Here is a 17,397-nt window from a genome sequence, read left to right as displayed (position 1 = left end):
ACAACCACGCGAAGCGGTTGGTGGTCCGCGGGATCCGGCGCGATTGATCTCCCCGGGAACTTCGAGCGGTGACCGCCCGACTAACGGGACGACGGATTCGCCAGGAGGATGCCGAATGCAGCAGGGCCGGGACGTGTCGACGGTCGAAGCATCCCGCCCGCCCGCGCGAAGCGGCCGGGCGCGGCTGTTCGCGGTCGTGCTCGTGCTGTCGGCGGCGCTGGTCGCGTCGGTGCTGGCGGGCATCGCGCTGGGGCCGACGGTGGTGGCACCGGACGAGGTCGTGCGCTACCTCCACGCGGCGCTGACCGGCGGCACGATCCGCTCCGACGAGGTGACCGGCTACAGCATCGTCTGGCAGGTCCGCACGCCGCGGGTGCTGCTGGCGGTGGTGGTCGGCGCCGGGCTGAGCGTGGTCGGGGTGGCGATCCAGGCGATGGTGCGCAACGCCCTGGCCGATCCGTTCGTGCTGGGCATCTCGTCGGGAGCGTCGGTGGGCGCGACGGCGGTGGTGGTGTTCGGGGTGTTCGCCAGCCTCGGCGTGTACGCGCTGTCGGTGGCCGCGTTCCTCGGTGCGCTGGCCGCATCGGTGCTGGTCTACGCCGCCGCGAGCAGTCGCGGCGGGATGACCCCGCTGCGGCTGGTGCTCATCGGGATCGCGCTGGCGTACGGGTTCCAGGCCGTGATGAGCGTGCTGGTTTTCCTTGCGCCCAACGGCGACGCGGCGCGGACGGTGCTGTTCTGGCTGTTGGGCAGCCTCGGCGCGGCGAACTGGGGATCGCTGCCGCTGGCTGCGACCGCAGTGCTGGTGTGCGTGGTGGTGCTGAGCCGCCACAGCCGCTCGCTGGACGTGCTGTCGATGGGCGACGAGACGGCGGCGAGCCTCGGGGTTGATGCGGTGGCACTGCGACGCTGGCTGTTCCTGCTGACATCCGCGGTCACGGGCCTGCTCGTCGCGGTCAGCGGCGCGGTGGCGTTCGTCGGGCTGGTGATGCCGCACCTGGTCCGGATCGTCGTCGGCTCCAGCCATCGCCGGGTGCTGGCGTTGGCGCCGCTGGCCGGGGCGTGCTTCCTGGTGTGGGCCGACCTCGTCTCGCGCACCCTGTTCGCCCCGGAGGAACTCCCGCTGGGCGTGATCACCGCGCTGGTGGGCGTGCCGGTGTTCATCACCCTGCTGCGGCGCCGCGGATACCTGTTCGGAGGCCGGTAGATGAAATTGCGCTTGGACGGGGTGGCGGTGGAGATCGCCGGCCGGACGCTCGTCGGCGGCCTCGATCTCGACGTCCACAGTGGAGAGATCGTCGGGCTGCTCGGCCCCAACGGCAGCGGGAAGTCCACCGCGCTGCGCTGCGTCTACCGGGCGCTGCGCCCCACCGCCGGGGCGGTGCTGCTCGACGGCGCGGACGTGGCCGGGATGGCGCCGCGCGAGAGCGCCCGGTCGATCGCCGCGCTCACCCAGGAAAGCCGCAGCGAACTGGACTTCACGGTCGCGGAAGTCGTCGCCCTCGGCCGCACCCCGCACCTGCGCGGCAACCAGGCCCTCAGCGAGCGGGAGCACGAGCTGTGCCGGCAGGCGATGGAGCGGGCCGACATCGTGCACCTCGCCGACCGCGGCGTGCTCGGCCTCTCCGGCGGCGAGCGGCAGAGGGTGCTGATCGCGCGGGCGCTGGTGCAGGAGCCGCGCGTGCTGGTGCTCGACGAGCCGACCAACCACCTGGACGTGCGCCACCAGGTGGAACTGCTGTCGTTCCTGCGCTCCTCGGGGCTCACCGTGCTCGTCGCGCTGCACGACCTCAACCTCGCCGCGAGCTGCTGCGATCGCCTCGCGGTGCTCTCCGGCGGCTCGCTGGTCGCCACCGGAAGCCCGGCCGACGTCCTCACCGCCGAGCTGATCCGCCGGGTGTTCGGCGTGGAGGTCACCCTCGTGACCCATCCGCGCAGCGGCGCGCCGCAACTGCTCTACGACCTCAGCGCCGACTACGAAGGGACCCGATCATGATCCGATCCGCGAAGCGGCGGTCGCTGGCAGTGCCACTGGTCGCGGCATTGCTGGCCACCGGTTGCGGCGCGTCGGTCGAACCGGCTGCCCAGAACGGCCCGGCGCCGGTCACGGTCACCAACTGCGGCGTGCCGGTGCCCTATCCGCGCCCGCAGCGGCCGGTGTCCTACGACGTCAGCGGCACGGAGAAGATGTTCGCCCTGGGGCTGGCGGACCGGATGCGCGGGTACGTGATGAACGCGCAGGCCGAACCCTCGATCGCGGGTTCGCCGTGGCGGGACGACTACGCTCGCGTGCCCAGGCTCGGGACCTCGCGGATCACCCGGGAGATCGTGGTGGACGCCCAGGCCGACTGGGTGCTGGCCGGCTGGGGTTCGGGGTTCAGCGAGGAGCGCGGTATCACCCCGCAACTGCTCGACCAGCTGGGCATCCGCAGCTACGTGCACACCGAAACGTGCTGGGACTACGGCGACAAGCAGCCGGTGCCGCCGCTGGAAGCGCTCTACGCGGACCTGCACAACCTGGGCCGGATCTTCGGCGTCGAGCGGCGGGCCGCCGAACTCGTCTCCGAGCTGCGGGGACGCATCACGAAGGTGAAGGGGAGCGGCCCGGTCGTCGGCGAACCCGTCCCGGTCTTCGTCTACGACTCGGGCGCGGACCAGCCCTACACCGCGGGCCGGTACGCGGCGCCGACCGACATCATCGCCGCGGCGGGCGGGCGGAACGTGCTCGCCGACGTGGGGAAGGGCTGGACGACGGTCGGTTGGGAGTCCGTCGTCGCCGCGAAACCCGAGGTGATCGTCATCATCGACTACGCGGGGCAGTCCGCGGCGGAGAAGCAGGCGTTCCTCGAATCGCTGCCCGCGATGCGGTCGGTGCCCGCGGTGCAGCAGAAGCGCTACTTCGTGCTGTCCTACGGGGACGCCGTCAGCGGGCCGCGCAACGTCAAGGGAGCCGAAGACTTCGCCGCCTACCTGCGTTCGATCGGGCGGTGAGGCCGTGACCGCGACAGCCCCCGCCGCCGCGGCAACGGTGCACGAGCACATCACCGACGCGCTCAAGACGCCCTCCTTGATCCGGTTGGGCGGCAACGTCGTCCTCGCGCGGTTCGAGACCATGAAGGTCTACGCCGCGCTCGGCGCGGTGCGTACTCTCCTGGAGCGCGGCACGATCCGGCCTGGTCAGACCCTTGTGGACAGTTCGAGCGGCATCTACGCGCTGGCGCTGGCGATGGCCTGCCACCGCTACGGCCTGCGCTGCCACATCGTGGCATCGACCACAGTGGACTCCTCGATGCGCGCGCAGCTGGAGGTCCTCGGCGCGACCGTGGACCAGATGCCGCCCTCGCAGGACCTCCGGCTCGACCAGCGGCGGCGCGTGGAGCGCGTGCGGCAACTCCTCGCGGAGCTCCCCGGGATGCACTGGATGCGCCAGTACCACGACGGCGTGCACTACCTGGGCTACCGGGAGTTCGCCGACCTCGTCACCGACGGGCTGCCGGACGGGCCGCTGACGGTGGTCGCCGCGGTCGGCACCGGTGCCTCGTCCGGCGGACTCGTCGAGTCGCTGCGCGGACGGGGCCGGGAGGTGCGGCTGCTGGGCGTGCAGCCCTTCGGCAGCGTCACGTTCGGCAGCGACGGCCACAGCGATCCCGACGCGATCATCGCCGGGATCGGCAGCTCGATCTGGTTCGACAACGTGCGCCACCACCTCTACGACTCGGTGCACTGGGTCGACTTCCGGCACGCGATGGCCGGCGCCGTCGGACTGCTGCGCGAGCACGCCGTGTTCGCGGGCCTGTCGACCGGCGCGGCGCACCTGGTCGCCGGCTGGGAGTCGGCGCGGCGCCCGGAGGGCACGCACCTGGTCATCGGCGCGGACACCGGGCACCGCTACGTGGAGCGGGTTTTCGCCCGACATCGCGAGGCGCTGGACCCCGCCGGGTTGCGGCCGAAGGAGATCACCTCGCTGGACGACCTCGCGCCGCCCTGGTCGGCGATGGAGTGGGCGCGCCGGCGGTGGAGCGAACAGGAGCCGGTGGAATGACGATCGCAGCGCTGGAAGCCCTGACCTTCGGCCTGGGGCGCCTGGTGGACGCCGCCGACCGCGCCGGGCAGCGGCTGTGCCTGCTCACCGGCAACCGCGACATCTACCGGCACGAGCTGTCGCGGCTCGACCCGGGCGCGCTGGACGTCGTCGACGTCGACACCCACGACATGGCAGCCTGCGCCGCCGAGCTCGAACGGCTTCCCGGGCTCGACGGCCTGATCAACTCCACGGACACCTGGCTGCTGCCGGGCGCCGAGCTCGCGGCCCGGTTCGGCCTGGCGGGCCCGGATCCCGAGGCGGCGCGCACCATTCGCGACAAGCGCGCGGTCCGGGTACTGATGCACCGGCACGGCCTCAGCCGCGGCACGGCCATCGCGGTGCCGGACGGCTCGTCGGCGGCCGAACTCGTCCGGCGGGAGGTCGGCCTGCCCGCGGCCCTGAAGGATTCGGCGGGCACCTCCTCGCGCAACGTGTGGCTGGCGCACGACGAGGACCAGTTGCGCAGCGCCGTCGAGGAAGCAGCCGACCAGAAGCTGTTCGGTCGGCTGCTCGCCGAGCCGTTCTTCGCCGGACCGTTGTACAGCGCGGAAACGCTCACCTGGGCGGGCAGGACCCGGTTGCTGGGCGTCCACAGCAGGCAGTTGTCGCGGCAGCAGCACGTGCGGGAGGAAGCTGCCGGGTTCCCCGTCGCGTTCCCGGACGCGGACCGCGCCGAACTGGAGCAGTGGGTGTCGCGGGTGCTCGCGGTCGCCGGTCACCGCGGCGGGTTCGCGCACGTCGAGTTCGTGCTCACCGCCGAGGGGCCGGAACTGGTCGAGATCAACGGCCGGATCGGCGGCGCGATGGTGGGGGAGGCGCTATGCCGGTCGCTGGGCACCAACGTCTACGAAGCCATGGTCGACATGGCGCTCGGCAAGGAACCGGAACTCCTTGGCGCCACCACAGGATCCGGCCCTGCGGTGGCGTTCGTGCTGGTCTACCCCGACCGGGCCGGCACGTTCACCGGCATGGCCGGGATCGAGCGGCTGACCGGTTTTCCCGGCAGCCCGGAGTGGTATCCAACGATGACGATCGGGAACCGCATCGAGAGCCTCGGCGACCAGCGCGCCTGCACCGGAATCGTGCTGGCCGAGGCGGCGACGGCCGAACTCGCGCTGCACCGCGCGCTCAGCGCCGCCGGCGGTGTGCACCCGGTCGTCACCGGGCGCTGAGGTGGCGTCGTTCACCCACCGGCAATGGTTCCTGCTGGCCAGCTCGTTCTTCATCGCGCTGGGCGGGTTCGCGGTGCTGCCGTACATGTCGGTGGTGCTGCACCAGCGACTGGGCCTGAACCTGGGGATCGTCGGCGTCGTCCTCGCGGTCGCCTCGCTCGTGCAGTTCGCCGGGGCGATCGTGGGCGCGGCCGTCGCCGAGCGCATCGGCCTGCAGCGGACCATGGTGCTGGCGCTGGTGATCCGCACCGCCGGGTTCGCCGGGTTCGTCGTGGGGCTGCGCTGGCCGGCCGCGGCCGTCGCCGCGCTGGTGCTGACCTCCTGCGGCGCGGCGCTCTACCTCCCGGCGAACAAGGCGTACCTGCTGCTTGGCGTCGAGGAGGACCGCCGCCCGCTGCTGGTGTCGGCCGGGAACTCGGCGATCAACGGCGGAATCGCGCTCGGGCCGGTCGCCGCCGCGCCGTTCGTGCTCGACGACTCGACGGCGTTGTTCGCAACGGTCGCGGTACTGTTCGCCGTCGTGACGATCGGGCACGCGCTGCTGCCCGCGGAGCGGGGCGCCGACCGCCCGGTGGGGAAGCCGGACCGGGTGCTGGCCGGAATTCCCCTGCTGCCGTTCGCGATCACCGCCCTGACCTTGTACCTGCACATGTTCTTCTACAACTACCTGGCGCTCTACGCCGTTCCGCGAGTGTCCACGGTGTTCTACGGCATCGCGCTGATGCTCCACTCGCTGGGATTGGTGGTGATGCAGCCGCTGCTGGCCGGCTGGATCGGGCGGCTGCCGTACTCCCGGGCGATGCTGATCGGCTTCGCCGCGATGGCGACCGGCACGGCCGCGCTGGCGTTTGGCGGTGCCGTGGCGATCCTGGCCGGTGCAGTGGCCATCTGCCTCGGCGAGGTGGTGCTGTTCCTGAAGAACGACCTCGAATCCCTCGCCCGTTCCGGGCGGGCGCCGGCGGTCGTGTTCGGGCAACAGCGACTCGCGGCCGGGATCGGTGCCTTCGCCAGCGGCATCATCGGCGGCCTCGGCTACGGCGCGTTCGACGGGGCCGGCAACGCCCACCTGTTCTGGCTGGCAGTGGCGGCGCAGTGCGCGCTCCTGCCGCCGCTGCTGGTCATCGTGTTGCGGCACCGAGAGAATCTCGAGGAGAGACATGGACCTGGTTAGCGCGAAGGCGGTCGCCGATCGTCTGCGGGCCGACGCCGCCGACCGGGACCGCGCGAACCGGCGGCCGTTAGCGGAGATCGAGCTGCTCCGCGGGTCGGGGCTGCTCTCCGTTCCGCCGGACGACCACGTGACCACGCACGCGGTGACCAGGATCGTGGCGGCGGCCGACCCGTCCATCGGGCATCTTCTCGGGTACCACTACCTGCACCTGTGGCGGGCCGGGCTGTTCGGGGACCCCGAGGCGGCCGCGCGGATGCGGCGGGAAACCGCCGAGCGGCGGTTGTTCTGGGCGGGTGTGAGCAGCCCGCCCAACCCGGCGGAAGCCGGGCTGAGAATGACCACTGTGGACGGAGGTTTCCTGGTCAACGGCCGGCGGACGTTCGCCACCGGTGCCGCCGTCGCGGACCGCCTGGTCGCGAGCGCCCGGGACGACAGCGGCGAGATCCGCACCTTCCTGGTGGACGCCCGCGCGTCCGGCATCGACCATCCCGATGACTGGGACAACCTCGGGCAACGCCTGTCGGCCAGCGGCAGCGTCGTCTTCGCCGACGTGCGCATCGACGCGGACGATGTCCTGGGCTCGCCGCCGAGCGGTGACGTCCGGATCTCCCTGACATCGCTGGCGTTCCAGGCGATCCTCGCCCAGATCTGCGTGGCGATCGCCGAAGGCGCGCTCGAAGAGGCCGCCGACTACACCCGCTGCCGCGCCCGGCCCTGGCTGCTCAGCGGCGCGGCCGCCGCGGCAGAAGACCCGTACGTCCTGGCGGGCTACGGCGAGCTGGTCGCGAGCGTCCGGGCGGCCGGGCTGCTCGCCGACCACGGCACGGCCGCGCTGCAGGACGCGGCGGATAAAGGCGCCGAGCTGACCGCGGAGCAGCGCGGGGCGGCGGCCGCGACCATCTCCGCGGCGAAGATCGTCGCCACCAGGACCGTCAACGAGACGACGGCCAGGATCTTCGAGTTCCTCGGCGCGAGGGCTACCGCCGGTTCCTTCGGATTCGACCGCTTCTGGCGAAATGCCCGGACCCTGACGCTGCACGACCCGGTGGCCTACAAGGCCCGGGAACTCGGCGCCCACTACCTCACCGGCGAGCCGCCCGAACCCACCGCGTACAGCTGAGCGGCCGCACGTCCGCGTGACCGCGGCATCCGCATGTGGAAGTATGCGACCGCCCGCGAACGAGGTGCGGGCCGAACTCGTGTGGCGGTCGTGCCTCGAGTGACGCGGGGAGCCTTCTCGGAGAGCGGCAGTCGAATGGCAAGTGGTAACCGGTACGTCCAGCTCGGGCTGATCGCCGCTGTGCAGGTGCTCGCCATGGCGATGTGGTTCTCCGCCTCCGCCGTAGTGCCCGCGCTGCGCGAGGCGTGGCACATCAGCGACGTGCAGGCCGTCTGGCTGACCGCATCGGTGCAGGTCGGGTTCGTCGCCGGGGCCGTCGTGTCGGCCGCAGCCAACCTGCCCGACCGCTTCCCGCCGCAGCGGGTGGCCGCCTGCTCCGCGCTCGGCGCGGCGGCCGCGACCGCCGCCGTCCCGCTGTTCGCCGACGGCTTCGGTCCGGCGGTGCTGTGCCGGCTGTGCGCGGGCTTCTTCCTCGCCGGGGTCTACCCGGTCGGCATGAAGCTGATGGCCTCGTGGTTCGGCGCCGCCGGGCGCGGGCTCGCGCTCGGCGTGCTCATCGGCGCGCTCACCGTCGGCTCCGCGCTGCCGCACCTGATCAAGGGCCTCGGCGGCCTGCCGTGGCAGGGCGTGCTCATCACTGCGGCCGCCATCGGGGTCGGGGCGGCGGTGCTGGCGGCGATGTTCGTGCGGCCGGGACCGCACCTGTCCGGCGGCGGCGCGAGCCACCGGCCGCGGTACGCGCTCGAGATGTTCCGGGAACGCGGGCCGAGGCTGGCCAACCTCGGCTACTTCGGCCACATGTGGGAGCTGTACGCGCTGTGGACGTGGCTGCCGTCGTTCGTGGCCGCGAGCACCGGGAGCGGGGAGGCGACCGTCGGCCTGGTCTCGTTCGCGGCCATCGGCGTCGCCGGAGTCCTCGGCTGCCTGCTCGGCGGCTGGGCCGCCGACCGCTTCGGGCGGGCTCCCGCGGCCGGGGCGGCCCTCGTCGTCAGCGGCGCGTGCTGCCTGCTGTCCCCACTGGTGTTCGACGCGTCGTGGCCGCTGCTCCTGGTGCTGCTCACGATCTGGGGCGCGGCGGTGATCGCCGATTCCGGTGTGTTCTCCACGGCCCTCAGCGAGGTCGCCGACTCCCGCTACATCGGCACGGCGCTGACCGCGCAGACCGCGATCGGCTTCCTGCTGACGGTGGTCACGATCAACCTCGTGCCGGTGCTCTCGGCGCTCGTCGGCTGGCGCTTCGCCTTCCTCGTCCTCGCGCCGGGCCCGATCCTCGGGGCGCTCGCCATGCGGGCGCTGGGGCGCCGGTCCGAGACGGCCAGCTAGCGGCTGTTCCGGATGTGGCGGTGTGCGTGGGTGCGGCAGGGCGGGTTTGCGCCTTGAGGGAGATGAAGTGAACGGCCTGTTCACCTCGCCTATCGGGACGATCGGTCCGTTCACTCCGCGTCGGCTGGTGTTGGGTGGGTGGAGTGAGCGGCCTGTTTGCCTCGCCTATTGGGACGGTTGGTCCGTTCACTCCGCGTTGGCTGGTGTTGGGTGGGTGGAGTGAGCGGCCTGTTTGCCTCGCCTATTGGGACGGTTGGTCCGTTCACTCCGCGCCAGGCAGCGCGGACGCACCACTGCGCGGACGAGTTCTCAAGCGGGCTCCCTAGCGCACGCTGCGGAAGTTGTCCGCGGGCACGTGGACGGAGTCGCCCGAGTCCAAGGTCACCGCGACCTCGTCGGGCCGCCACTCGACGGACCGGATCCGCGGCTCACCGGAGCCGAACCGCAGCCGCACCGGGTAGTAGTGGTCGGCCGCGCCCGGGCCGATCCGCAGCTCGTACCAGGTGCCGGTCAGCCGGGTGACCCGGACCAGGTAGAGCTCGCTCGCCCACTGGGAACCCGAATACTCGTAGGTCACCCCGGAATCCTGGGACGATTCCTCGTGCAACACCGCCTCGCGTAAGGTGATCGAGGGGCCGAGGAAGACCAGCGCGCCGAACAGCACAGCGCCGACGAGGAGTCCTGCCGCGACCGGCAAGATCAGCAGTTTGCGGGACACCGCGCCCAGTATGCCAAGGGGCGCGGTTCAGCCGGACTTCTCCCGGAACACCCACCATCGCGATGCGGTGTAGGTGAACGCCGCAACGCACGCCCCGGCGGCCATCCGCGACAGCCGGAAGTCGACGCCCAGCGCCGAAACCCCCGTGGTCACGCCCATCGTGAGCAGGTAGTCGCAGGCGATCACCACCGCGTAGCGGAGGACCTGGCCGCCGACCGGGGCGTGCGACCGGAAGTTGACCGTGCGGTTGAGCACGAAGTTCAGCCCGAAGGCGGCCACGTACGCCACGGTCACGGCGACCGGCAGCGGCAGCGCGGTCCAGGCGCGCAGCGCCGCCAGGATCCCGAGGTCGATCAGGAACGTGAACCCGCCCAGCATCAGGAACCCGACGAGTTCGCGGGGCAGCACCCTGCGCAGCCGGGCGGGAAGCCGGTCGACCCACGAGGTGAGCAGGTCGCCGATCCGCTCGGCGGTGCTCGTCCTGGTCGTCGTGGTCTGCTCGTCCATCCTCATCCCGCTGCGGCGATGGCGTCGTGGGTCCGCACCCGTGCCTATGAGATCTCGTCGGAGGAAAGTTGTCCGCCGGATCCATGCCGTCGGCGGTATTCCTTCGCCAGGTGTTCAGGGGTTGTTCGGCATCCGTTCCGCCACCGTCCCCGAACCGCCGCGATCCCGTGAATGTCCACATCGGATCACCGTCGTGGTTACCGGCTGTCAGCGCCGAACTTGGCCACCGCCCGCGGGCGGCGGACAATGGCAGGGGCAACTGCCGCCGGTGGTCCAGGAGTCAGCGATGCGCCACACCAACCTCACCGCGGAACCGGCCGAGTACGCCAGCGCCCGCGAGGAACTGCGCCAGGCCGAGATCGAGCTGATGCGCCAGCGCGAGCAGGTCGCCGACCTGCGCCGCAGGCTGCCGCCGGGACCGGTCGTCGACGACTACGCGTTCGAAGAAGGCCCCGCGGACCTCGATGCGGGCGACGAGCCCGTGCGGACCGTGCGGCTGAGCGAACTGTTCACCGGGCCCGGCCGCGATCTGGTGGTCTACCACCTGATGTACGGCAAGCAGCAGACCGAGCCGTGCCCCATGTGCACGATGTGGCTCGACGGCTTCAACGGCGTCGCCCGCCACGTCGCGCAGAACGTCGACCTCGCCGTCGTGGCCGCCGCCGGCCTGCCGGAGCTGCGCGCGCACGCCCGGCACCGGGGGTGGACGAACCTCCGCCTGCTCAGCGCCGGGACCAGCACGTTCAAGTACGACCTCGGCAGCGAGGACGCGGACGGCGTCCAGGACTCGACGGTGTCGGTGTTCACCCGCGACGGCAGCGGAGCAGTCCGCCACTTCTACTCGGCGCACCCGCGCATGGCCGACGACATCGACGAGCGCGGCATCGACCTGCTCAGCCCGGTCTGGCACCTCCTCGACCTCACGCCCCGGGGCCGGGGCGACTGGTTCGCGGCCCTGGACTACTAGGTCGGTTTTATAAGCGGCGGTAGCCGCTTGCGGTGCGGGACTCAACTCGCACCGCCGCGGGTTCACGGTGCCCACTCCTCTGGAGTTCTCCCAGCGAGGACAGCCCCGACGTGGTGAATTGGCATTCACGATGTCGGGGATCCCACAGCGAGGGGGCAGCGGTAATTCCCGCAGGGGGGCCGCCACCCGCACCGCTACGCAAACCAGCTTCGAAACACTCTCTAGCCCGGGTCACTCCGGGTGGACGAGGATCTTGACGTTGGCCTCCTTGTTGCCGACGAGCTCGTCGAATCCCTTCGCCATGATGTCGTCGAGGCCGATGCGGCCGGTGATGAACTGGAACGGGTCGACCAGGCCGCCGGCGATCATCTCGATGGTCGCGGGATGGTCGCCGGCGTAGGCGAGGCTGCCGACCAGGTTGATCTCGCCGAACACCAGATCGTTCATCGCGACCGCGGCCTCGTGGCCCCAGATCGCGACGTTCACGCAGGTGCCGCCGGCACGCGTGGCGCGGATCGCCGACTTCAGCACGGCGTCGATCCCGGCGCACTCGAACGTCACGTCGGCGCCGCGGCCCTCGGTCAGCTCCAGCACGGCAGCAGTGACATCCACTGTGGACGGATCGAGCACGTGTTCGGCGCCGGCCGCGTGCGCTTTGGCCTTGCGCACCTCCGCCGGTTCCACGGCGATCACCCGCTCGACGCCCGCCGCCCGGAGCGCGGCGGTGGTCACCAGGCCGATGGGGCCGGTCCCGAAGACCGCGGCGGTGTGCCCCGGGCGGGCACCGGAGAGCCGCACCGCGTGGTAGGCGACCGCCAGCGGCTCGACGAGCGCCCCGACGTCGGTGCCGAGCTCGCCGAGCGGGTGGATCCAGCGGCGCTCGGCCACGACGAACTGCGAGAATCCGCCGCCCCCGCCGGAAAGCCCGACGAAACCCAGGCTGCGGCAGACGTTGTACCGGCCCTGCAGGCAGGGGTCGCACCGCCCGCACACCAGGTACGGCTCGACGGCGACGCGGTCGCCGACCCGCAGGTCGCGCACTCCGTCGCCGAGCTCGCTGACGACTCCGGCGAACTCGTGGCCGAGCGTGAGGGGCACGGTTTCGCCGGTGAGGGGGTGTGGGGCGCCCGCGCGCGGCGCGAAGATCGGGCCTTCGAGGTATTCGTGCAGGTCGGTGCCGCAGATCCCGCACCACTCGACGGCCACCTTGACGGTGCCGGGGCGGGTCGCGGGTTCCGGCACGTCGTCGATGCGGATGTCGCCACGGCCGTGGAAGCGTGCTGCTCTCATCGCGGATCCCTCGCTCGGCAGGAGATTGCGGACGCCATTCCGAGGATGCGCCGAGCCGGGCCGAGGCGGAAGGGCACCGGGCCGGGACGCGGAACCTGCTGGTCCAGGTCGATGAGGCGGGATCAGGATTCTTCCGCGGGTTCTTGGTGCGTGCGGCCGGTCAGGCCGGCTGCGGTCAGGGTGAGGTGCTGGGCCAGTGCCTCGGCCGCGGCGTCCGCGTCGCGGGCCAGCGCCGCCTCCTCCAGCCGGCGGTGCTCGCCGACGTGATCCCGGCCCGGGGTTCGGTGCGCCGACCAGCGGCGAGCCAGCTCGCTCGCGGACCACATCCGGTCGAAGGTCTCCAGCAGGACGGCGTTGCCGCACCCCTCCAGCAAGGTGCGGTGGAAGACCCGGTGCGCTTCGGACCATGCGCCGCTGATGTACTCGCCCTCTTCCGGCGCGAACGCCGAGGTGCGGGAGAGGCGGTGGTGGGCGGCGCGTACGCGGGCCTCCCAGTCGACGTCACCGCGCTCGATGGACATGCGCAGCACGAGCGGTTCGATGGTCCGGCGGGCCTCCGCGATCTCCTGCCAGCGGCGGTCGGAGAAGGCGGGGACGGCGAAGCCGCGGTTGGGCAGCCGGTCGGCGAGGCCCTCGCCGACCACCCGCACGAGCGCCTCGCGCACGACAGCCAGGCTCACACCCTGGTCCTTGGCGAGGTCCTGCGGTTTGAGGGCCTCACCAGGGGCGTAGTCCCCGCGCATGATCGCGTCCCGCAGGCGTGCGTAGACCTGCTCGGAGAGCATCTGCTTTCCCGACGTGGTCGAGGTGTGGGCCGTCCGGGGCATCTCGCCAGCGTAGACGATCCGGTAGAAAATCGATTATTTGTGTTATGGTCGATTTGTTGGTGGGCGACGGTGGTTCCGCTACGTGAAGGGCTTCCGCCGGCCGGACCAGCGCCACCCCGCAGCACGCCTTGAAAGGTAGGACGACGCCATGAGCGCCAGCGACCCTGCCGCCCTGATCGGTACGGCGGAAACGCCGCGCGTGGGCGAAGACGCCGAACGGATCGAGGTTTCCCGGCTCATCCCCGCCCCCGCCGGCGACATCTTCGCGGTCCTGACCGACCCGAAGGGCCACGTGGACATCGACGCGTCGGGAATGCTCATGGACGCCGAAGGGGAACGGGTCGAGCGGCCGGGCGACCGGTTCCTGGTCCACATGGACCGGGACGCCCTCGGGGACCTCCCGCTGGGCAAGTACGACGTCGAGGTCGTCATCACCAGGCTCACCCCGGACGAGGAGATCGCCTGGACCGTCGAAGGCCGGCTCCGGCCCCATGCCCGCCACATCTACGGCTACCGGCTGGAGCCGGCCGAGGGCGGCACCCTCGTCACCTCCTACTACGACTGGTCGGAGATCGACGAGGAGTGGAAGGAGCGCATCGTCTTCCCGGTGGTCCCCGAGTCCGCTCTCAAGGCCACCCTCGGGATCCTCGCGCGCACCGTCCGCCGGCGAGCCGCCGCCGAGACCTGCTGAGGCAGAAAGATCAACGGGCTGACCGCAAGCTTCCGCTGGTCGGGCCATGTGGTGAACGACGTGGAGTCCCCGCGAGGCGGCCGAGTGCTCGCCGTCACCGACGATGCCGTGGGCACAGGACACTTGCGTGCCCGGCTAACCAGGCCTGGTCAGAGCGCGAGCGATGCCCAGCCGCCGCCGCGTGCGAGCAAGGTCTGCACGGCCAGGGCGTGGTCGGCGAACCCGGCGAGGTCGCGGTGCAGCAGGGCGGCGCGCTCGTCGTCGAGCGGCGCGGTGTCGTCCGCCCACAGCTCGCACGTCCAGCTCGCGGCCGGGTACATCGAGGTCAGCAGCCTCGCAACCTCGGCGGACTCGGTGCCGCCCGCGGCGAGGTAGTCGGCGAGGATCTCGTCGCACGCCGCCATCAGCTCCCGCAGGTCGCGCACCGCTTGCCCGGGCGTGCCGTCCCAGTCGGCGCCGGGCCAGGCCGACGAGCCGAGCGCGAGCCACAGCCGCCACCCCGCGATCAGCTCCTCCTGGTCCTGCGGCGTCCACTGCCCGTCCATGACCCGAGTGTGCGCCCGATCCGGCCCCGCGAGCGGATGGCATTCCTCACTCCCGGGGCGTCCATTGTGGACGAATATCGTCGTGGCAGCCCCGGTCGGGCGCGGTGACCTCCGTGAAAGGATGGCCCGGTGACGACGGAGACGAGCGCGGATCGCGTGCTGTACGGGTGCATGGGGCTCGGCGGGAGCTGGGATGCCGAACCCCTAGCCGCGGCCGACATCGACGCGGCCGAGGCGGCGATCCAGGCGGCGCTGGAGATCGGGATCACGACGTTCGACCACGCCGACATCTACCGGCGCGGCAAGGCCGAGGCGGCCTTCGGCGAGGTGCTCGCCCGCACATCCGGGCTGCGCGAACGCATCGTGCTGCAGACCAAGTGCGGCATCCGGCAGGCCGAGGGCGACCGGCCCGGGATCTACGACCTGCGCGGGGACAGCATCGTCCGGCGGGTGGAGGAGAGCCTCGCCCGGCTGCGCACGGACGTGATCGACGTGCTCCTCCTGCACCGGCCCGACCCGCTGGCAGACCCGGAAGACGTCGCCAAGGCGCTCATGTCGCTGCACGAGCAGGGCCTCGTGCGGCGCTTCGGGGTGTCGAACATGAGCGCGGCCCAGATCGCGTACCTGCAGGCGCACCTCGGCGTTCCGCTGGTCGCCAACCAGCTGGAGATGAGCCTGCACCGGCGCGACTGGTGCGAGGCCGGGGTGCTGGTGAACACCGCCGAAGCCGCGTCGATCGGCTTCCCGCTGGGCACGATCGAGCACTGCCGCGCGAACGGGATCTCCCTGCAGGCCTGGGGCCCGCTCGCGCGCGGTCGGTTCACCGGCGGCCAGGAAACGCCGACCGAGCGGGCGACCGCGGAGCTCGTCGCGGCCCTGGCGGAGGAGAAGGGCACGACGCCGGAAACGATCGTGCTGTGGTGGCTGCAGCGCCACCCGGCGAGCATCGCGCCGGTCATCGGCAGCGCGAAGCCGGAACGGATCCGCGCTTGCCGCGACGCGGCGCAGCGGGAACCCGACCTCACGCACGAGGAGTGGTACCGGCTCTGGATCACGGCCCGCGGCGCCGCACTGCCCTGACCGGTTCAGGCGGGCGCGGTGGTCGATGCAGCAATCCTCGCCGAACCAGGACGTGCGGTCGGCTGTTGAGCAGCCGGCGGATTCTCGAACACCGGGACAGGACTTGCCGACTCACGTGTCGAGCGGCTGCGGGCGACGCGCCGGGGCGACGCCCTCGACCGCCACCTCCTGGAGATCACCGCCGCCCGGCTTCGAGTGCGCCGACCGCCGCTCGGCTCTCGTTCGCTCCGCAGCCGCGGCGGCTTCGCGAAGTGCGGCGCGGTCCAGCTTGCCCACTCCGATCAACGGCATCGCATCGAGGAGTTGCAGGCGCTCGGGCAGCTTGTACCTGGCCAACCCGCGGGATTCAAGGTGCTGGCGCAGTTCTCGCAGCTCGGGGAGTTTCTCGCCGGCAGGTACCACGTACAGGCATACGATCTCGCCGTGCATGGGGTGCGGCCCGGCGACGGCAGCCACCTCGGCGATGTCGTCCAGCTCCCGGAGGAGCTGCTCCAACTCCTCGGCGCACACCTTCTCGCCACTGCGGTTGATCACGTTCTTGATTCGCCCGACGACCGCCAGGTTCCCGCTCGGCAGCAGCCGGACCAGGTCGCCGGTCCGGTAGAAACCGTCGGCGGTGAAGGCGTTTTCGGTGGCCGCTTCGTCCCGGTAGTACCCGGCGATCGTGGCCGGGCCACGGGTCAGGAGCTGCCCGGTTCGCCCTGGCGGGACCGGTTCGCCTGCGTCGTCGACGATCAGCAGTTCCTCGGCAGCCGAGACGGGCCTACCCTGCGAGGACGAAACCACCTCTGCGGGGTCGTCGAGCCGGGTGGAGTTGACCAGCCCTTCGGTCATGCCGTAGACCTGCTGCACCACGGAGCCCAGTACCGACCGGGCCTGTTCGACCCCGGCAGGGTCCAGCCTGGCGCCCCCGACCTGGACCGCGGCGAGGCTGGAGATGTCGAAGTGATCCGAGCGGAGCACGGTCGACCACTGGCCGAGCAGCGCCGGAACCACGGCGCAGTGCGTCACCCGCTCCTGCTCGATCAGCCGCAATGTGCGCCGCGGGTCCTCCGCGCTGCCGAGCACGACCCGCCCGCCGAAGGCGAGGGTGCCCAGGATGCCCGGACAGGCCAAGGTGAAGGTGTGGGCGGCGGGCATGACCGCGAAGTAGACCGAATCGGCATCGAGCCCGGCGGTCTTGGACGCGGTTCGAATGACGTGACCGTAGTCCTCGTGAGTGCGGGCGATCATCTTGGGGGGCCCGGAAGTGCCGCTGGAAAGCAGCAGCAAGGCCGCGTCGTGCGGCTCGGCACGGGCCGATGGCTGGTGCGCCGGCACCGCCGCACGGGCGGAAGCGCTCGCGGGATCGCACAGTTCGGACAGATCCACGATGTCAGGGCCGACGGGTGGTTCGCCGGTGAGCAGCAGGGTTTCGAGGTACGGGTGCCGGGGGCGCAGTTCCTGCACCATCGCGAGGTGATCGAACCGAGGCATGCGGTGCGGCAGGGCCATCGCGCGGGGCCGGACCAGCCGCAGGACGCGCTCGATCTCGTATCCCCGCAGCGCCGGCAGGATCAGCATCGGGAGCGCGCCGATGCGCATCAGAGCTAGGACGAGAACGACGAATTCGAGGCTGTTCGGGAGCTGCACCACGACTGCGTCGCCGCGACGCAGGCCCCGCGTCGCCAGCAGCGCGGCCGCGCGATCGACAGAGCTGGCCAGCTCACCGTAGGTCATTCGCCGGTCGCCGGCCACCAGCGCGCACTTCGACGGGACGCGATCGCCGTGACGCAGGACGAGTTGGTCCAACGTCACGGGCTGCCACCACCCGTCCGCGCGGTACCGCTGCGCGCGTTCCTCGGGGATGCGGGGAATCGTCGGCTGATCCCGAATCGTCATCGGCGCCCCTCGATGGGTTCC

The 17,397-nt window shown here is 71.5% G+C and carries 17 protein-coding genes; 11 read left to right on the top strand and 6 right to left on the bottom strand.

The features are described 5' to 3' along the window. Positions 1-115: 115 nt before the first annotated feature. From E1288_RS36950 to E1288_RS36915, 8 genes are all read left to right on the top strand, one after another. Positions 116-1,207, top strand: coding sequence for a FecCD family ABC transporter permease (locus E1288_RS36950; protein ID WP_132493338.1), 1,092 nt, complete (start codon positions 116-118; stop codon positions 1,205-1,207). Continuing rightward, positions 1,208-1,996, top strand: coding sequence for an ABC transporter ATP-binding protein (locus E1288_RS36945; protein WP_132493337.1), 789 nt, complete (start codon positions 1,208-1,210; stop codon positions 1,994-1,996). Continuing rightward, positions 1,993-2,991, top strand: coding sequence for an ABC transporter substrate-binding protein (locus tag E1288_RS36940; RefSeq protein ID WP_132493336.1), 999 nt, complete (start codon positions 1,993-1,995; stop codon positions 2,989-2,991). Before E1288_RS36945 ends, E1288_RS36940 begins: the two co-directional genes overlap by 4 nt. Positions 2,992-2,995: 4 nt before the next feature. After that, positions 2,996-4,042 (top strand): pyridoxal-phosphate dependent enzyme, encoded by a 1,047-nt coding sequence (locus E1288_RS36935; protein WP_132493335.1) that lies wholly within the window; start codon positions 2,996-2,998, stop codon positions 4,040-4,042. Next, positions 4,039-5,256: an ATP-grasp domain-containing protein gene (locus tag E1288_RS36930; RefSeq protein ID WP_132493334.1), complete on the top strand. Its 1,218-nt coding sequence runs from the start codon at positions 4,039-4,041 to the stop codon at positions 5,254-5,256. Before E1288_RS36935 ends, E1288_RS36930 begins: the two co-directional genes overlap by 4 nt. Position 5,257: 1 nt before the next feature. After that, positions 5,258-6,427, top strand: coding sequence for an MFS transporter (locus tag E1288_RS36925; protein ID WP_132493333.1), 1,170 nt, complete (start codon positions 5,258-5,260; stop codon positions 6,425-6,427). Beyond that, complete coding sequence (locus tag E1288_RS36920; protein WP_132493332.1) at positions 6,414-7,547, top strand: acyl-CoA dehydrogenase family protein; 1,134 nt, start codon at positions 6,414-6,416, stop codon at positions 7,545-7,547. Before E1288_RS36925 ends, E1288_RS36920 begins: the two co-directional genes overlap by 14 nt. Positions 7,548-7,682: 135 nt before the next feature. Continuing rightward, positions 7,683-8,870, top strand: a complete 1,188-nt coding sequence (locus E1288_RS36915) for an MFS transporter (protein WP_132493331.1) — start codon at positions 7,683-7,685, stop codon at positions 8,868-8,870. 322 nt (positions 8,871-9,192) lie between these two features. On the opposite strand, the gene E1288_RS36910 is transcribed toward E1288_RS36915, so the two are convergent. Together E1288_RS36910 and E1288_RS36905 are read right to left on the bottom strand one after the other, a co-directional pair. Further along, positions 9,193-9,588, bottom strand: coding sequence for a hypothetical protein (locus E1288_RS36910; RefSeq protein ID WP_132493330.1), 396 nt, complete (start codon positions 9,586-9,588; stop codon positions 9,193-9,195). A gap of 27 nt (positions 9,589-9,615) precedes the next feature. Beyond that, positions 9,616-10,095 carry a GtrA family protein gene (locus tag E1288_RS36905; protein ID WP_235884072.1) on the bottom strand — a complete coding sequence of 160 codons (480 nt, stop codon included), beginning with the start codon at positions 10,093-10,095 and terminating at the stop codon, positions 9,616-9,618. Positions 10,096-10,381: 286 nt separating this feature from the next. Between E1288_RS36905 and E1288_RS36900 the strand changes: the two genes are divergently transcribed. Beyond that, a complete protein-coding gene (locus tag E1288_RS36900; RefSeq protein WP_132493328.1) occupies positions 10,382-11,062 on the top strand; it encodes a DUF899 family protein in 681 nt (226 codons plus the stop codon). Positions 11,063-11,293: 231 nt separating this feature from the next. On the opposite strand, the gene E1288_RS36895 is transcribed toward E1288_RS36900, so the two are convergent. After that, positions 11,294-12,352: a 2,3-butanediol dehydrogenase gene (locus E1288_RS36895; protein ID WP_132493327.1), complete on the bottom strand. Its 1,059-nt coding sequence runs from the start codon at positions 12,350-12,352 to the stop codon at positions 11,294-11,296. Positions 12,353-12,474: 122 nt separating this feature from the next. Next, positions 12,475-13,137: a GntR family transcriptional regulator gene (locus E1288_RS36890; protein WP_207954760.1), complete on the bottom strand. Its 663-nt coding sequence runs from the start codon at positions 13,135-13,137 to the stop codon at positions 12,475-12,477. 190 nt (positions 13,138-13,327) lie between these two features. Here E1288_RS36890 and E1288_RS36885 point away from each other — a divergent pair, with 190 nt between their 5' ends. Beyond that, positions 13,328-13,870: an SRPBCC family protein gene (locus E1288_RS36885; RefSeq protein WP_132493325.1), complete on the top strand. Its 543-nt coding sequence runs from the start codon at positions 13,328-13,330 to the stop codon at positions 13,868-13,870. 149 nt (positions 13,871-14,019) lie between these two features. Here the strand turns inward: E1288_RS36885 and E1288_RS36880 are convergent, their stop codons facing one another. Beyond that, on the bottom strand, positions 14,020-14,415 hold the full coding sequence (locus E1288_RS36880) for a hypothetical protein (RefSeq protein WP_132493324.1): 396 nt from the start codon (positions 14,413-14,415) through the stop codon (positions 14,020-14,022). 129 nt (positions 14,416-14,544) lie between these two features. Between E1288_RS36880 and E1288_RS36875 the strand changes: the two genes are divergently transcribed. After that, on the top strand, positions 14,545-15,495 hold the full coding sequence (locus E1288_RS36875; protein ID WP_235884071.1) for an aldo/keto reductase: 951 nt from the start codon (positions 14,545-14,547) through the stop codon (positions 15,493-15,495). Positions 15,496-15,606: 111 nt separating this feature from the next. Here the strand turns inward: E1288_RS36875 and E1288_RS36870 are convergent, their stop codons facing one another. After that, positions 15,607-17,376, bottom strand: coding sequence for a (2,3-dihydroxybenzoyl)adenylate synthase (locus tag E1288_RS36870; protein ID WP_132493323.1), 1,770 nt, complete (start codon positions 17,374-17,376; stop codon positions 15,607-15,609). Positions 17,377-17,397: the final 21 nt, after the last annotated feature.

This window comes from Saccharopolyspora elongata (assembly GCF_004348985.1).
In the GTDB taxonomy this organism is placed as follows: Bacteria; Actinomycetota; Actinomycetes; order Mycobacteriales; family Pseudonocardiaceae; genus Saccharopolyspora; species Saccharopolyspora elongata.
The sequence above is the reverse complement of the archived record's forward strand: the minus strand, read 5'-3'. Positions and strand labels throughout refer to the sequence as shown.

Bases quoted from the DNA above. Each gene is read 5' to 3' on its own strand.
- E1288_RS36950 (WP_132493338.1), top strand. From the start codon at position 116: ATGCAGCAGGGCCGGGACGTGTCGACGGTCGAAGCATCCCGCCCGCCC.
- E1288_RS36945 (WP_132493337.1), top strand. From the start codon at position 1,208: ATGAAATTGCGCTTGGACGGGGTGGCGGTGGAGATCGCCGGCCGGACG.
- E1288_RS36940 (WP_132493336.1), top strand. From the start codon at position 1,993: ATGATCCGATCCGCGAAGCGGCGGTCGCTGGCAGTGCCACTGGTCGCG.
- E1288_RS36930 (WP_132493334.1), top strand. From the start codon at position 4,039: ATGACGATCGCAGCGCTGGAAGCCCTGACCTTCGGCCTGGGGCGCCTG.
- E1288_RS36920 (WP_132493332.1), top strand. From the start codon at position 6,414: ATGGACCTGGTTAGCGCGAAGGCGGTCGCCGATCGTCTGCGGGCCGAC.
- E1288_RS36915 (WP_132493331.1), top strand. From the start codon at position 7,683: ATGGCAAGTGGTAACCGGTACGTCCAGCTCGGGCTGATCGCCGCTGTG.
- E1288_RS36905 (WP_235884072.1), bottom strand. From the start codon at position 10,095: ATGGACGAGCAGACCACGACGACCAGGACGAGCACCGCCGAGCGGATC.
- E1288_RS36900 (WP_132493328.1), top strand. From the start codon at position 10,382: ATGCGCCACACCAACCTCACCGCGGAACCGGCCGAGTACGCCAGCGCC.
- E1288_RS36895 (WP_132493327.1), bottom strand. From the start codon at position 12,352: ATGAGAGCAGCACGCTTCCACGGCCGTGGCGACATCCGCATCGACGAC.
- E1288_RS36890 (WP_207954760.1), bottom strand. From the start codon at position 13,137: ATGCTCTCCGAGCAGGTCTACGCACGCCTGCGGGACGCGATCATGCGC.
- E1288_RS36885 (WP_132493325.1), top strand. From the start codon at position 13,328: ATGAGCGCCAGCGACCCTGCCGCCCTGATCGGTACGGCGGAAACGCCG.
- E1288_RS36880 (WP_132493324.1), bottom strand. From the start codon at position 14,415: ATGGACGGGCAGTGGACGCCGCAGGACCAGGAGGAGCTGATCGCGGGG.
- E1288_RS36870 (WP_132493323.1), bottom strand. From the start codon at position 17,376: ATGACGATTCGGGATCAGCCGACGATTCCCCGCATCCCCGAGGAACGC.